The 14,299-nt window shown below is 44.3% G+C and carries 15 protein-coding genes; 3 read left to right on the forward strand and 12 right to left on the reverse strand.

Annotation, left to right across the window (positions count from 1 at the left end; translation table 11 throughout):
• Nucleotides 1–38: 38 nt before the first annotated feature.
• From LDO05_RS09970 to LDO05_RS09985, 4 genes are all read right to left on the reverse strand, one after another.
• Nucleotides 39–767, reverse strand: coding sequence for an amino acid ABC transporter ATP-binding protein (locus tag LDO05_RS09970; RefSeq protein WP_251375255.1), 729 nt, complete (start codon nt 765–767; stop codon nt 39–41).
• On the reverse strand, nt 760–2,199 hold the full coding sequence (locus tag LDO05_RS09975; protein WP_481857056.1) for an amino acid ABC transporter substrate-binding protein/permease: 1,440 nt from the start codon (nt 2,197–2,199) through the stop codon (nt 760–762). The genes LDO05_RS09970 and LDO05_RS09975 overlap by 8 nt, the downstream gene beginning before the upstream one ends.
• Nucleotides 2,200–2,509: 310 nt before the next feature.
• A complete protein-coding gene (locus tag LDO05_RS09980; protein WP_251375256.1) occupies nt 2,510–3,730 on the reverse strand; it encodes an MFS transporter in 1,221 nt (406 codons plus the stop codon).
• Nucleotides 3,731–3,757: 27 nt separating this feature from the next.
• Complete coding sequence (locus LDO05_RS09985; RefSeq protein WP_251375257.1) at nt 3,758–4,786, reverse strand: ROK family transcriptional regulator; 1,029 nt, start codon at nt 4,784–4,786, stop codon at nt 3,758–3,760.
• Between the two features lie 174 nt (nt 4,787–4,960).
• On the opposite strand from LDO05_RS09985, the gene LDO05_RS09990 reads away from it, so the two are divergent.
• Nucleotides 4,961–5,425, forward strand: a complete 465-nt coding sequence (locus LDO05_RS09990) for a DinB family protein (RefSeq protein WP_251375258.1) — start codon at nt 4,961–4,963, stop codon at nt 5,423–5,425.
• A gap of 76 nt (nt 5,426–5,501) precedes the next feature.
• Here the strand turns inward: LDO05_RS09990 and LDO05_RS09995 are convergent, their stop codons facing one another.
• The 5 genes from LDO05_RS09995 to LDO05_RS10010 all read right to left on the reverse strand — a co-directional run bounded on the left by LDO05_RS09995 (nt 5,502) and on the right by LDO05_RS10010 (nt 8,605).
• Complete coding sequence (locus LDO05_RS09995) at nt 5,502–5,933, reverse strand: VOC family protein (RefSeq protein ID WP_251375259.1); 432 nt, start codon at nt 5,931–5,933, stop codon at nt 5,502–5,504.
• Nucleotides 5,934–6,052: 119 nt separating this feature from the next.
• Nucleotides 6,053–6,394 (reverse strand): cupin domain-containing protein, encoded by a 342-nt coding sequence (locus LDO05_RS10000; RefSeq protein WP_251375260.1) that lies wholly within the window; start codon nt 6,392–6,394, stop codon nt 6,053–6,055.
• Nucleotides 6,395–7,120: 726 nt separating this feature from the next.
• Nucleotides 7,121–7,669 carry a hypothetical protein gene (locus LDO05_RS10005; RefSeq protein WP_251375261.1) on the reverse strand — a complete coding sequence of 183 codons (549 nt, stop codon included), beginning with the start codon at nt 7,667–7,669 and terminating at the stop codon, nt 7,121–7,123.
• A 302-nt stretch (nt 7,670–7,971) separates the two neighbouring features.
• Entirely contained in the window at nt 7,972–8,397 is a 426-nt protein-coding gene (locus LDO05_RS18990; RefSeq protein ID WP_481856980.1) for a DUF2178 domain-containing protein, read from the reverse strand.
• On the reverse strand, nt 8,375–8,605 hold the full coding sequence (locus tag LDO05_RS10010) for a helix-turn-helix transcriptional regulator (protein WP_251375262.1): 231 nt from the start codon (nt 8,603–8,605) through the stop codon (nt 8,375–8,377). Before LDO05_RS10010 ends, LDO05_RS18990 begins: the two co-directional genes overlap by 23 nt.
• A gap of 359 nt (nt 8,606–8,964) precedes the next feature.
• Between LDO05_RS10010 and LDO05_RS10015 the strand changes: the two genes are divergently transcribed.
• Nucleotides 8,965–9,663: an HAD family hydrolase gene (locus tag LDO05_RS10015; protein ID WP_346657560.1), complete on the forward strand. Its 699-nt coding sequence runs from the start codon at nt 8,965–8,967 to the stop codon at nt 9,661–9,663.
• Between the two features lie 135 nt (nt 9,664–9,798).
• On the opposite strand, the gene LDO05_RS10020 is transcribed toward LDO05_RS10015, so the two are convergent.
• Nucleotides 9,799–10,635: an alpha/beta fold hydrolase gene (locus tag LDO05_RS10020; RefSeq protein ID WP_251375263.1), complete on the reverse strand. Its 837-nt coding sequence runs from the start codon at nt 10,633–10,635 to the stop codon at nt 9,799–9,801.
• A gap of 178 nt (nt 10,636–10,813) precedes the next feature.
• Here LDO05_RS10020 and LDO05_RS10025 point away from each other — a divergent pair, with 178 nt between their 5' ends.
• On the forward strand, nt 10,814–11,272 hold the full coding sequence (locus tag LDO05_RS10025; protein WP_251375264.1) for an ASCH domain-containing protein: 459 nt from the start codon (nt 10,814–10,816) through the stop codon (nt 11,270–11,272).
• A gap of 169 nt (nt 11,273–11,441) precedes the next feature.
• Here the strand turns inward: LDO05_RS10025 and LDO05_RS10030 are convergent, their stop codons facing one another.
• Both LDO05_RS10030 and LDO05_RS10035 read right to left on the reverse strand, forming a co-directional pair.
• Nucleotides 11,442–12,581 carry a toxic anion resistance protein gene (locus LDO05_RS10030; RefSeq protein ID WP_251375265.1) on the reverse strand — a complete coding sequence of 380 codons (1,140 nt, stop codon included), beginning with the start codon at nt 12,579–12,581 and terminating at the stop codon, nt 11,442–11,444.
• A gap of 21 nt (nt 12,582–12,602) precedes the next feature.
• The gene (locus LDO05_RS10035; RefSeq protein ID WP_251375266.1) at nt 12,603–14,291 is read right to left on the reverse strand and encodes a vWA domain-containing protein; all 1,689 of its coding nucleotides are present in this window, start codon (nt 14,289–14,291) and stop codon (nt 12,603–12,605) included.
• Nucleotides 14,292–14,299: the final 8 nt, after the last annotated feature.

Genomic DNA, 14,299 nt, shown 5'->3' on the forward strand with positions numbered 1-14,299 from the left:
AGGGTTTGTAATTTTTCACTAAGTCTAAATCCTTAAGCCTACAGTACTTTCTCTAGAAAACTGATCGTACGCTCGTGCTTGGGATTACCAAATACTTGCTCGGGCGGACCTTCCTCCACAATATATCCCCCGTCCATGAAGATGACACGGTCGGCAACCTCGCGGGCGAAGCCCATCTCATGCGTGACAATCATCATGGTCATGCCTTGGCGGGCCAAGTCGTTCATGACACCAAGCACCTCACCGACCATCTCAGGGTCCAGTGCCGAGGTTGGCTCATCGAACAGCATAATATCCGGATTCATCGCGAGCGCTCTGGCGATGGCTACACGCTGCTTCTGCCCACCGGACAGCTGGCTTGGAAAGGCATCGGCTTTGTCGGACAGGCCAACCTGATCCAGCAGCTTCAACGCCGTGGAGCGAGCTTGTTCCTTGGACTGCTTACCTAGCTCTGTAGGAGCGAACATGATGTTCCGGAGCACGCTGAAATGCGGGAACAGGTTGAAGTGCTGGAATACCATGCCGATATTCTCGCGAACCTGGTTGATGTCCGTCTTGGGATCGTTAATGTTCCGGTTGTCAACAATGACTGTACCGGCTGTAATATCTTCCAGCCTGTTAATGCATCTAAGGAAGGTACTCTTGCCTGACCCCGATGGGCCGATGACACAGACGACCTCTCCCTCCTGCACTTCCATATCAATTCCTTTTAGAACCTGGTTGGCTCCATAGCTTTTTTTAAGACCTTCTACCTTGATTTTACCCATGGCGCACCTTTCCTTCCAGACGGCTCGAGATTTTGGTCAGTATGGTGATGACAACTAGATACATGACGGCAACCGTGAGCCATATATCGAACGAAGCAAAGGTTCTGGCAATGACAATCTTCCCTGATTGCGTAAGCTCTACTAGACCGATTACCGATAGTATAGAGGTATCTTTCAGCGTGATTACCAGCTGGTTGATGAATGCGGGAATCATGATACGGACCGCCTGCGGAATAATGATTTTGAACATCGCCTTCCGGTAAGGCAGACCCAGAGATCTGGCAGCCTCCATCTGACCGCGGTCAATGGACTGGATACCACCTCGGATAATCTCCGTCACATATGCCCCCGCGTTAAGGCTAAGCGTCAGAATTGCTGCCAGGAACATCGGCATCGTGAAGCCTAAGGCTTGGGGAATCCCGAAATAGATGAAGAATGCGAGTACAATCAGCGGAATTCCGCGGAACAGGTCGACAAATACAGTTGCAATACCCCGAAGGAATTTATTCCGGCCAACCTTCATGAAACCAAAGATTAATCCCAATATGAATGCAAAGAATAGGGAGATAAGCGTATACAGGAGTGTCTTGCCAAGTCCCACAAAGAGCGCTGGCAAAGAGCTCTGAATCAGCCCCCAGCGGCTTTGGTTCGCAGGTACGAGAGCATTCTCACCAAGATACTTATCAAGTATCTTCTGGTACTCCCCGCTCGCACGGAGGTTCGTGAGGCCCGCATTGAATTTATCTAGCAGCTCCTTATTCGCGCCCTTACTTACGGCAAAACCATAAGAGGCACCTTTCTCCTTATCCGTGACCGTCTTGAGTCCATTGTTTTGTTTCACTCCGTAGGCAAGAACTGGATAGTCATCAAAACACGCAATTGAATTCCCGGTATTAACATCATTGTACATTTGAGCCGAATCATCAAAAGGCACGATAGTGAAGCCATACTTGGATGCGACAGACTCAGCGAAGGTGTAACCCTCTGTCCCCGTCTTTACGGCCACCTTTTTCCCTTTGAGGTCTTCATAGTTCTTAACCTCGTCATTGTCTTTCCGAACGGCCATGATCACGCCAGAGTCGAAGTAAGGGTCCGAGAAGTCAAACTTCTGTTTGCGCTCCTCCGTAATGCTCATACCAGCAATTACGCCATCTACCTGATTTGACTCGAGCGCCTGGACAGCCGCGTTAAAGCCCAAGGATTTGATCTCGAACTTGAAATTCTGATCCTTGGCTATGGCTGCCAATAGATCCATATCAATGCCTACGAACTTGCCATTCGCATCTTGGAATTCAAATGGCGCAAACGTGGTATCTGTACCAATTTGATAAATTTTGTCTGAGGCTTGAGCTGCCTCAGCATTCACTGTCCCGGCCGGAATGCCCGCTATAATCAGGAAGAGCAAAGACATAAAAATTAAGAACGTCCGCATTGTTTTCATTTAAGTCCTCCTCTTGTTGTTCAACCACATCTTATGAATGTTACCCAATAATCATTCTTTGCTAAACAGGCACCTGAGAATTCAGAACTTATCCGATGATGTCAGGTATGACAAACATCATAAAAATCAGCCTTATCGAAAATTTATAACATAGAAATGAACATATTACTACTTCCAAAATATTGAGGTAAAAACAATTTTTCGCTGCTAATTCTCCTCAGCGAGAAACAAGCCCCTTTTTCAAGGGACTTCTTTCTTGGATATTATTATGAATTTTTCATATGATGAACGTTGCTGTTGATCAGGCTGCCTTCCGGCGCGCATGCCTTGTGCCAAGGCTCAAGTTCAACTTCTCGGAGAATATAAGCATGGCTGCCGCGCAGATCAAGATATAGAAAGGGAATATGCTAATGCTCAAGCTGGAAGCTAGCATCCCCAGCAGCGGTGGCATGAATGTGCCGCCTGTATAGGCCAATGCCATCTGATAGCCCATGATGGTCTGAGCATGCTTGTTCCCAAAACGCACAGGAGTTTCATGCAGCATACATGGGAAGATGGGAGCGAGTCCTAATCCGATGATCATCAACGCGGCTAATGAGAATGCCGCTGGCAAAGGCAGCACAAGCAGAATCGCTCCGATCAGTGCAGTCACCTGTCCTCCTAGGATAAGATTCCGGTTACTGACCTTGAAAGTGATAAAACCTGTAATGAAACGCCCAACTGTAATCCCTCCGTAATAGATGGAGACCCAGCTAGCAGCTTCAGCCGCAGTCAGCTTCTTGAGGCCTACCAGAAAGCTGCTTCCCCATAAACCAATGGTAGCTTCGACACCACAGTACAGCAGAAAAGTAACCATGGCCAGCTTGACTCCTCTGATCTGAATCGGTTTCGTAGAAGGGGTGAGTGACTCGTCAGCTTCGATATTATTACCGGTTCGCTCTCCTTCTTCAGAGGAATTGGCCTGGCTCCTGCTTGCCACACGGTCCCATAAAGGAAGTGATACAAATAGGATGATAATCAAAAGTCCTTGTATACCCGCAACAGCGAGGTATCCTTGTCTCCACAAATTCTGCCCCGTGATGAATTGGGCCATGATAACGGGTCCCAGGGTAGCCCCCACACCCCAGAAGCAATGCAGCCAGCTCATATGGTGGGCTTTGTAATGAGCCGCAACGTAGTTGTTCAACCCAGCGTCAACAGCCCCGGCGCCTAATCCTAGCGGAATTCCGCACAAGATAAGCCAGATCAGCGAGGGAGAGATGGCAAATCCCGCTAATGCACCCGCTGTCATTATGCAGCTGACCAAGGTCACTTTTCCGGTACCAAAACGCCGCAGCATAGCTCCGCTAATCAGACTGGATACAATGGTTCCACCTGCAATAACCATGAACAACATACCCGCCGTCTCCAGCGGCGCTCCTAGACTGTAGCGCATGACCGGCCATGCCGAGCCCAGAAGAGAATCTGGCAGCCCCAAGCTAATGAAGGCCAAATAGATAATAATTAGAAAAAAAGTAGCCAATTAATGCCTCACCTCTAACTGTTATAATTAAGTATTTACTTCCGATACCATAAGCCCGATCCCCAGTGTCTGCAGTCCAAGCAAATAATCCTGTGTCCAGTCACTGGATATCAATTCCGGAAGAGTCTGCTCAGGTATGTAGATGGCGCTTCGGGCAGCAATCTGGCTAAGCATAACCGGATTCACCTCATCCTGAGAGAATATGATTGAATGAGGATTAACAATTGCAGTGAACGCAGCCACCAGACGGCTGATCGCGTCTATCCTTTGACTGATAAGCTGTGTCTGGTCCTGTTCGCCACTAGGATTCATAGCTTGCTGGAAGTTCCGCTCGTCATATAGAGGGATGAAGGATACTTCCCCCGAGAAAGATGTACTCCCCCGCACCAGCTCCCCATTAATCATAATTCCCGATCCCGGTCCGTTCTGACCGAAGTACAGATAAATGAGTGATGGCCGATCCAGTATCCGCTTAGTATCTCGATATCCTAGAACTGCGGCATTCATATCATTCTCTACAACGACTGCAACCGGCAGCTTCTCCTCCAGATACTGCTTAAGGTCCACGTTCTGAAACGGCTCAAAGTCGGGTATATAGAGAATGCGGCCATGATTCACCACACCGGGGACTCCGATAGCTACCGTCCGGATCTTCGGATATTTGGATATAATCTCTTCGATTTGTCTTGCCAGATCATCCAAGTCATCTGTCAGAACACTTGCTGATACTCCTTGTTCCTTGTTCTCACCCTTGCAGTTGAAGACCGTGTAGTGCGTCTCCTTCTTCTCAAGATAGATGGCTAAGCCCAGCATATATTCAGGATTGTAAGCATACCGCTTCGCCCTTCTTCCCCCGCTTGATTCGTCCATACCGGCCAGAATGATCTCCCCGTCCTGCTCCATTCTTGAAATAAACTTGCTTATAGTCGGGAAGCTGACACCCAACTCTGATATGAGCTCGGCCTTGGTTGCACTTTCAACCTGAAGAAGCTTTGTACGTAGATCTCGTAGAATCGCCTTCTGAATCTCTCTTGGATGGGTAGTCAAGTCACCCAAATTACCACCACCTATAGTGATTTGTCCGAACTTAATTAACGTGTTAAATAAGTCACCGTGATAATAGCAGAATTTAATTTCACGTGCAAGGTGCCTTACCCGAAATATTAATGGATTGACTATGTTAAAATATGGATGTATTTAGAGACAATTTTCTAAAAGGAGAGGATTATTATGGACCATTACTTGTTCGATCAATTGAAATTTGTACGAGGTGCTACAATTAATCAGGTAAAAGCGATGAGCGAGGATGAGGCGCGTACTGTACCGCGTGGACTCAACAACAATATTCTGTGGAACCTGGGGCACATTCTTCTTGTTCATGAAAAGTTCTCTACTGTTATAACAAATGAAAAAGTGGAGCTGCCACTGCATTTTACTGAAATGTTTGCTCCTGGAACTAAGCCGGACAACTGGGGAACGCAAGTACCAGACTTGGAAGAGATATTGCTATTGCTGTCTCAGCAAATTGAACGGATTGAGCAGACCCTGGGGAACCGTCTGGACGAAGAAATCAGGCCACCCAAGGTTACTTCGTCGGGTCTTAAGATATCTACAGTAAAGGAATGCCTAAGTTTCTGTCTGTATCATGAAGGCATGCATTTTGCAGCGATTAAAGCTATTAAACAGCTGTTATAGTATCATGAGTATTATGGGCTGGAAAGCAACATTGAAAATTAAAATAAGCTGCCTAGGCAGCTTATTGCATCTTAGCTTATTGGTTATCAGAACCTAAGGTGGATAACTGCCACTGTACACCGAACTTGTCGGTAACTTGTCCGTATAACGGACTCCAGAATGTCTCCTGCAGCGCCATATCAACCTTGCCACCGTCCTGAAGCTTCGCAAAGACTTCTTCAGTCTTCTTGGCATCGTTAAGAATTAAAGCGATCGTCACTTGTGAACCAAGCTGATAAGGTAATCCCGGGAAGTTATCGGACAGCATGAGATCCATATTGCCCACCTTCAGATGTGCGTTCAAGACGAGATTCTCGGCTCCCGGCGGGGTAGGATGCTCTGGATTCTCAGGCAAATCCCCAAAAGTCTGTACAGCTACTACTTGGGCATCCAAAGCAGCTTCATAAAATTTCACAGCTTCTTGTCCATTTCCATTCGTTACTAGATAAGGATGCATTCCTACGATCATACCGCACCTCTTCTAAATTATTTTGGAATACAGAACAGACATTCCTATCTTATTTTACTGTATTTACCATAGAGGTGCAAGCTTTGCCTGTCGTTGCTGCTGTGCGCATCCGCTATTATTTATATTTCCTTAGCATACCGTTCATCGGGAATTTTAGTCAGAACTACATACAGACTGGATGGTTCGCTTCCCGTATTGGAATAGGAGAACATCTCTCCCCCATCCACATGAACGACATCTGATTTGGAGACCTGAACCACATTGTCGTCAACTATCATTTCGCCGCTTCCCTCCACCACCATAAGATATACATCCGCTCCTGGATGCTTATGGGCGGGCAGGGATTGGCCTGGCAAGAAATGAAGCATGAATACGACATTGTCCCCTTGCTTGAACAGGATTTTCTTGGTGAACGAATCATCGCGGAATTCCGTATGCTCGGCTATTGTTTTCTTTTCCATATTAATACCCTCCTAAATTTCATTCGTGCTCTTGTCCAGGATAACACACATCATCCGGAAATGTTCCGGGTCTAGCTAATGTACTACCAAGGGGCAAACGTGTCTAGCATAAAGCTCACTTTTTCTTACAAACTACAACGTATATATATGTAGAACACTCATGTACATCTCGAAAATCTTCAAGACGGACGCAGCATGCAATTCCCTTTCCCCAGTCCTGTGATAGTTGTCAGTAAGTCTACTCAGTGCGTACTGGCTGGCAATAACTTCGAGGAACACCTCAATTAGTAATATTTAGGATTAAACTGGACAAAGTTCAGTAAAACAGAATCTACATTTTTCAAAATACATGTGTACTGATTTTAGATAGTAGTATGCTAATGCGATGTCTTTCAAACAGCATTTGAAAAGAACTACACGCTTATCTTTTACCAATAAAGGTAGGTATATGTTATTCCTAAAGTTATCTACAAACAAGGCTACCCGCTTTCTTGAGTAGCCTTGTCATTAATCATTTTTAAAAATAATTATCATATATTTCCCGATTTCATTTTATTCGGTAGAACACTTATACTTATTCATTCATTAGTAGATTCTCTGTTTTTCAGTAAAAAATCAGAGAAGTAGATATTTGGTGTTCTAAGTCGTTAGAGAACTGAAACTTAACGAGCACGAACAAGTGTTGTTTCAAAATAAGCAATCGAATATATAGTCAATTACTTTAAGTTAAAGAGATACCCATGTCAAAGTTTTTGTAACCCACCAAGCTACAGTCTCAGACATACCTAATGCAAGACAGCCTTGATAGATAGCATCTTCAACAGATCCAGTAAAGTGATCAATGGTATTAAGCAGTGCAGCAAAACCAGCTGTACCCCCAATTGCATCTTGAACCCCTGATGGGAGTTTATCCCAACCTGCTTTTAATAATTTGATAACTGCGGTAAATTTTCCTTGAGTTGTAATGGTATTTGGATCACTTTGTTCTATAAGCTTGCCGTTTCGGTCATAGGCTACACCATCAATTAAATAAACCCCGGATGATTTTGTTAACAACAGTTTTTTAATCTCACTAACTGTTACCCCTAATTCTTTTAACTCATTGATATTGGGGGAAACTTTTTCTACTATAGACGGTACTTCGGTTCTGAAAGATGATGTATTGTATTCCTTTTTATTTATTGCATCTGCAAAAACACTAGTACCAATTCCAATTGATCCGAATGCAATAACAGAAGACAAAGAAGCAATCCATATTCGACTGACTTTTTTCACCTAATCCATCCCTCTTTCCAAATATAGTATATAAAAACCAAATTATAGCATTAAAATTTCTATTAGTCTACTTAATTTACTATATTATACAAAAAAGTTACTATATATTCGTACCGGCATGGTAGCCTTTGACAATCAAGTATTACTGAGATCAGCTATTCAAACCATTACAATCTACTCACAATGCATATTTTTTGTTTCTATTCCGCCAACAATAACTCACAAACAAAGAAATGGCCCGATTTCCAAGATAACTAGGAATCGCGCCAGTGCTTTGCATTTCATTTTGCCTATACTTCAAATTACAACCGCTTCTCAAAATATAAATTACTCCATAACTCCGATAGAATAGTTGTTATTATTAACAATGACAGGGTTAGAACAATCCAGACAAAGGTCGGCTCCCTGAATATTGCAAATAGTATAATAAACAATACTTTGAGCAAAAAGATGGTATATTGAACTATTCGGAACGATAATGCGCTACTCTTATCACTAACAAGCTGATTCCGTTCATCTAGCTCCTCAATATTTGACCTGTAAACAAAAGATCTTGAAAGACTGTTTCGGAGTTCGAAAATTGAAATCATAAGAATAATTGGTATCAAAATTAATAACTTTAAGTTGAAACCTTTAATAATTAGCGAGGCTATTCCTATTATTGCGATCAATAATAAAATTCCGCCAATTATAAATTTCCTCTTGCTATAAATTTTCATACTCAACATCCTCCAATTCTTTATTTTGCTTTAAGCAGAATAAATCTTCAACTGAAGTATCAAAAAAACAACTCATACGATAAGCTAACATAATTGATGGCTTGTATTGGCCCTTTTCTAGAGAAATAATTGTTCTCTGAGATACATACACTGCTTCCGCTAGTTGTTTTTGAGTTAGGTTAAGAATGTTTCGATATTCTTTAACACGGTTTATCATAAATTCCACCACCAATTATGAAGCGAATTTCATATGAAACACGCTTCATGCGAAGTATACTTCATACTGTAACTGGTTTGTTTCATCTTCGCAACCCTTATTATTGAATTTTAAATATTTATTTCCAGTTGTAGTCGCTGTGAAGTCAAAAAAGAGGTTGGGGGAGATTGTCCTTTTTTCTAAGCGTAACAGAATCTCTGTATGTCCTGAGCCAGGGGCTTGTGAAGCTTACCAAGATTACGGTGAATGTTAACTATATAGGGTGACTAGAAAAGTTGAACTTATCTAAATAGAAGTTTAAAGTTAGGTTACAGCCCGCTAATTTATTCTATCTAAATCTTGGTTAAGGAGAGATGAGAGTGAAGCCAACCTTTGAACATGATTGGAAGCAGGATTACATAGAGGCCGTCATTTTCGATATGGACGGTGTGCTCGTCGATAGTGAACCTATCTATTTTGATATCGAACGTGCCTCCTTCGCTCATTTTGGTGCCTTTCTGGATGATGAAGAGCACCATGGCTATGTGGGCACGACTTTGGAGACGATGTGGCAGCGTGTCCTGGACAAGCATCAGCTGAATTTCACATTGGAGGAAGTTCTCAATCACCATAATAGTAATGTAATCAAGATCATGACAGATCATCCTGATCTGAGGCCTATGCCTCAGTTAGAGCGTTGGTTGGATTGGCTGGCGGAGAATCAGATTCCAGTAGCAGTTGCCTCCTCTTCCCCCAAAGTGCTGATCGACTTGATTATGAACAAGACTGGCCTTGGACGTTATTTCAGCATCAGAGTGTCCGGAGAGGATGTCGCTCACGGGAAGCCCGAGCCGGATATCTTCCTTCAAGCGGCAGATCAGCTTGGCATCAAGCCTTCGGCCTGTCTCGTCATAGAAGATTCACGCAACGGGGTAAAAGCAGCCAAAAGTGCAGGAATGCGCTGTATCGGCTATAACAATCCCGGTTCTGGTAGTCAGGACTTATCTCTAGCGGATCTGCAGATCACGGGATATGAACAGCTATGGAACCTGAGAAATGAGCTGTTATTCAGCTCCTGACCGATTCGTCCACAGTTCGCCATGTGTGCTAACTTTGCACCTTAAACTGTTCAAGTTCTTTATACAACAAGTGCCCTCTCCGGCGGAGAAGGGCACTCTTAATAGCTGGAACACTAATATATAGGAACTTTATGCTTAACTGCCGAGGAATTCAATCAGTGCTCTGTTGAACTCATCCGCATGCGTTGCATTGAGGCCATGCGGTCCGCCTTCTATAACAACGAGCTTACTTCCTGAGATCGCTTTATGGCTTCTCGCCCCGCTGACTTCAATAGGAACGATGGCATCTGCATCGCCATGAATTATGAGCGTAGGAATATTGAACTTCGCCAAATCTTCCCGGAAATCGGTATAGCTGAACGCTCCGATACAATCAAGTGTTCCTTTTGGAGAAGCAGACGCTGCAATATCAAGGTTATACTGCCGGAATGGCTCGCTTACCAGATCCGTTCTGTCTCCAGCTGCGAAGAATCCCTTGGTAAAGTTGTCGAGAAAGGCCAGACGGTCGCCACGTACTCCGTTCTGGAAGTCCTGAATCGTTGCATCGTTCAGTCCCCCTTCCGGATTGTCATCTGATTTATACAGGTACGGAGGCACGGCAGCCGCGAATACTGCCTTGCTTATCCGGTCACTTCCATAAGCACCGACATATCTTGCAACCTCGCCGCCTCCCATGGAGAAGCCTACAAGCGCAGCTTCACGCAGGTCCAAATGTTCAAGGAGCTTATTCAAATCCGCCGCAAAAGTATCATAATCATAGCCATTCCATGGCTGCGAGGATTGTCCAAACCCACGTCGGTCGTATGTAATCACCCGGTAACCGGCTTCAATCAACGCAGGTACCTGCTTTTCCCACGAACGGCCGCTCAGGGGCCATCCATGAATCAGTACAATCGGCTTGCCTGCACCCAGATCCTCATAATACAGCTCAATCGGCGCGTTATTCTCTGTACCTACTGTTAACTTTGGCATGTTAATCTCCTCCGGAATTTTAATTTTCATCAAATTATACTGGACGAAGTTTACGTACATAGATTAGTAGGAAATACATAAATTGTCAACAATGCGGTAAACGCATGATATAGTTCATGATATAGTTATTGAATTAACCTTTTGACTGGAAATATAAACGTTGTGGGGAGAGAAGAAGATGAACGAAGCATCACAGCAATATTGGAACGACTACTGGAATTCTCTAGACCAGTGCAAGCCAGCAAAAGTAAGTGCGTGGCAATTCGGAGCAAGTCCGGACCATTTGGCCCAGTTAGTCATTAACGGAGTGAAAACAGCCACCTGCTCAGGACTTGTCTTCTATGAGATTGAGAACGAACCACTGCCTTCTATTGAAGACTACAGCATTATCTTGAGCAGCAAGGATGAACCGTTAGCAATTATTAAGACAACTGATGTGACCCTCATGCCCATGAATGAAGTTCCTGAGGAGTTTGCTATTGCAGAAGGTGAAGGAGATCGAACTTATTCGTATTGGAGACAAGCACATGAACAATTCTTCACTAGGGAGTTAAGTCGGATCGGGCTGGAATATTCGGAAGAAATGATGCTGGTGTGCGAGCGTTTTGAATTAGTAGATGTGAATAGGATGTCATGACCACCCTTAGACGGTCTGGTTTTTTGTTACACGCACTCAACCAGCTAAAGCCATAAAAAACGCTTGGAATTTCTCCAAGCGTTTCCACATGTACATTTGCACCCAGTCTCAGAGCCAAGGACTGCTCCAACCATTAGTAGATGTGAGGATAGATATTTATCCGGTCTATCTACAGCCCTAGCTTATGGCCTTTCTCAAGCCGCTGTATCTGAGCCTCTCCACTATCAGCAAGTTCACGGAACTGATTAATTGTATCGTGCATTTTGGGCAGAGCTTCCTGCTTATAGTTACTGATTGAATCCAGTGCTGATAGTACATCTGTGAAGGCTTGCTTCAATGTATCTACAGAAATACTAGTCTCTAGGGATTGCTTATGGATCTCTGCACCCTGATTCTTCAGCATGCGGGACGTGCCCGCTATTAGCTCATTCGTCGTTTGGTTAAGAAGTTCGATCTTCTTCAGGACAATCTTCTGATTATAAAGTGCACTGGCTACCGTTACAGAAATCTTCAGTGCCGAAATCGTTACATTCTTCGCTCGGTCTACCCCGCGGATGAGCTCTTTATTGTTCCTAATAATCACTTCAATAGCCATGATCCCCTGTTGGTTAACTACGAGCATCTGCTGCAAATCCATCACCCGCTGACGAAGAGGGAACAGAACTTCCTCAGTGATGAAACGGACCCGGTCGGGGTCTTCATTCCGCACTTTTGCCGCTTCTATTTGAGATCCAATGGCTTCATCCATCAGACTGCCCAGTTCAATCTCTTTTTGCAGCTTCTTGGTTAGGTCCCGCAGCGTCTGCTGCTCAATCTCTAGAGTCGTGTTATCATTTCTAAGCGTAGCCTTCCCTTTATCTAGAGAAGTAACAATATCCGCAATGACAATATCCGCTTTTTGGAACTTCAAAAAGTATGCTCGTATCGGGTTAAAGAACATCCCCAGAAACCCCTGCTTGGCAAAATCGATTACGCTTGGATCAAGGTCCTTAAGCTGTAAATGAAGTTCAGCAAGGCCTTTGGCCACTTGGCCGCCTTCATCACCCGTCTTGGACAGCTTCCCTACTGATACCTGCAGCAATGTATTTTTATCTGATGACAATTTCATAGTATTTACACCGAATGTATCAATGGATTGCAGAATTTCTCTGCGCTTCTCCAGTGAATCCAAATCCAGCTCCATAATTGCGGCTACATTGGAATCAGCAAGCTCTTTAAGCTTCGCAACCTCTTCAGGTACAGGTTTAACTTCCTCTTCAATCGCTGCCTTGATTTCTTCCGGACTTGCTATCTCCAACGAAAACGACATGGTCATCCCCCTCTATTCTTACTACATCTGAACATTGAACAAGTTGCCGATCTTGTAGACAACATCATCGGTATCGGCATTTATGCTTGCGGCCTCGTTAATGCTTGAAATACTTTGTAGCGCTTTGATATTCGCGTTATAGCCAATCGTATATATGGGAACCTTGTAAGTTTCAACTATACTTTTAATGTCATCCAGCGAATAGCCCTGATTCGTCTCGCCATCGCTAAGTACGAAGATGATGGGCTTAACATCCGGATGTGCTGTCACCTCATCCTGCAGCATCTTAAGGGCTACCACGATTCCATCAAAAGTCGCTGTCCCCCCGCTTGCCTGAAGGCTGTTCACTGCACCGACGAACAGGGATTGCTGATTCGTAGTATATTGTCCAATAGGCAAATTAATGGTTACACCGTCCGAATAAGAGACAAGTCCGATTCTATTGTCTTTGCCTAGATATTTCTGACCCTTTAACAAGGATTCCTTCAGTCTGTTCATAGGCTCTCCCGCCATACTCCCTGATACATCTGTTACAAATACAGCGGCAATTGTTTTATTTCCGTTCTTCTTCTCCTTCCAAAGCTTTTGTGCTTGAGAAAGAAGGTTACCATCGACGGTTCCAAGCTCCGACTTATAATCCTCGAGATTGTTAAAACCCTTTTCCTTTGCATCTTTCTGATATTTTTCCTCTGCAACAAATTCTGCAAACCGCTTGAGAATCTCTTGCTTGGTCTTGGACAAATCGCCTAGTGCATATAACGGACTGTCATGTCTTACTCCAAATGGAGTAAACACATAGCCATTCTTCAAGTCTTCTGCATTGACATAGGTCTGATATTCCAGAACGAACCCGTCCAGCATCCCCGATTTGGCTGCCTCTCGCATCTGAATAGTTGTAGAAGCTGTAAATGGGACATTGGCCTGGAACTTCTCAAAACCCTTAATCGCTTTATCGCCTAGTATATTCGAGCTGTCGAAAGTATTCAGAGCAGTTAGCAGGAAGTTCAGACCAGTAGAACTTGCAAAAGGATCTGTATAGCCCATTGAGAAGTCATTCCTCGCAATCGCTTCTGTAAGAACCTTGACATTTACGGAACCATATTTATTCACCAGGCTGTCGTATTTAGACTTCGCTATTACAATACCAGGCACGTTCCCGACAAGGCGCTTCGCGACCAGCTGAGTTTTAATACCGCCTGACTTCACCAGCTCACCCCAAAGCTCATTGGAAGGTGTAAAGGCATCCGGGACATATTTACCTGACTTGATATAATCTGCGGCTGTCCCGGAAGCAATGTTCCGAAGCTTCACGGAAGCTGTCTTCCCATCAACACTGATGTTGGCATTATTGAATTCAGCCGCAACCTCGCTCAACCAGCCATCAACGCCAGTTCCCGACTTCTCGGTTGAAGAGAAGATTTCAACAAAGTTGTCCGTGGAGTTATCCACCGTTACCGGGTATTTTGAAATATCCGGAAGTGACTCGCCGACATCAGCCGGATTGAGGTCAATCTGACCCTTCACTGGCTCAGCGTTTGCAATGGAAAGGCCTGAATACAGCTTGCTTAGATCTTTGGATGCATCTTCGGAAGCCACTTGTGTAGTGGTCTTTCCTAAATTCGAGGTCAATTTAATACCGAAATAGACCAGCGCGAAGACAACGATTAGAATTAATGCTGAGATCATAAAGAACCTGCTCTTTTTTGCCATACTGCACC

The organism is Paenibacillus sp. YPG26, assembly GCF_023704175.1.
Taxonomy (GTDB): domain Bacteria; phylum Bacillota; class Bacilli; order Paenibacillales; family Paenibacillaceae; genus Fontibacillus.

Excerpts from the sequence above, each read along its gene's own strand:
- LDO05_RS09970 (WP_251375255.1), bottom strand. The coding sequence starts at position 767 with ATGGGTAAAATCAAGGTAGAAGGTCTTAAAAAAAGCTATGGAGCCAAC.
- LDO05_RS09975 (WP_481857056.1), bottom strand. The coding sequence starts at position 2,199 with ATGCGGACGTTCTTAATTTTTATGTCTTTGCTCTTCCTGATTATAGCG.
- LDO05_RS09990 (WP_251375258.1), top strand. The coding sequence starts at position 4,961 with ATGGACCATTACTTGTTCGATCAATTGAAATTTGTACGAGGTGCTACA.
- LDO05_RS09995 (WP_251375259.1), bottom strand. The coding sequence starts at position 5,933 with ATGATCGTAGGAATGCATCCTTATCTAGTAACGAATGGAAATGGACAA.
- LDO05_RS10000 (WP_251375260.1), bottom strand. The coding sequence starts at position 6,394 with ATGGAAAAGAAAACAATAGCCGAGCATACGGAATTCCGCGATGATTCG.
- LDO05_RS18990 (WP_481856980.1), bottom strand. The coding sequence starts at position 8,397 with ATGTTGAGTATGAAAATTTATAGCAAGAGGAAATTTATAATTGGCGGA.
- LDO05_RS10010 (WP_251375262.1), bottom strand. The coding sequence starts at position 8,605 with ATGATAAACCGTGTTAAAGAATATCGAAACATTCTTAACCTAACTCAA.
- LDO05_RS10020 (WP_251375263.1), bottom strand. The coding sequence starts at position 10,635 with ATGCCAAAGTTAACAGTAGGTACAGAGAATAACGCGCCGATTGAGCTG.
- LDO05_RS10025 (WP_251375264.1), top strand. The coding sequence starts at position 10,814 with ATGAACGAAGCATCACAGCAATATTGGAACGACTACTGGAATTCTCTA.
- LDO05_RS10030 (WP_251375265.1), bottom strand. The coding sequence starts at position 12,581 with ATGTCGTTTTCGTTGGAGATAGCAAGTCCGGAAGAAATCAAGGCAGCG.
- LDO05_RS10035 (WP_251375266.1), bottom strand. The coding sequence starts at position 14,291 with ATGGCAAAAAAGAGCAGGTTCTTTATGATCTCAGCATTAATTCTAATC.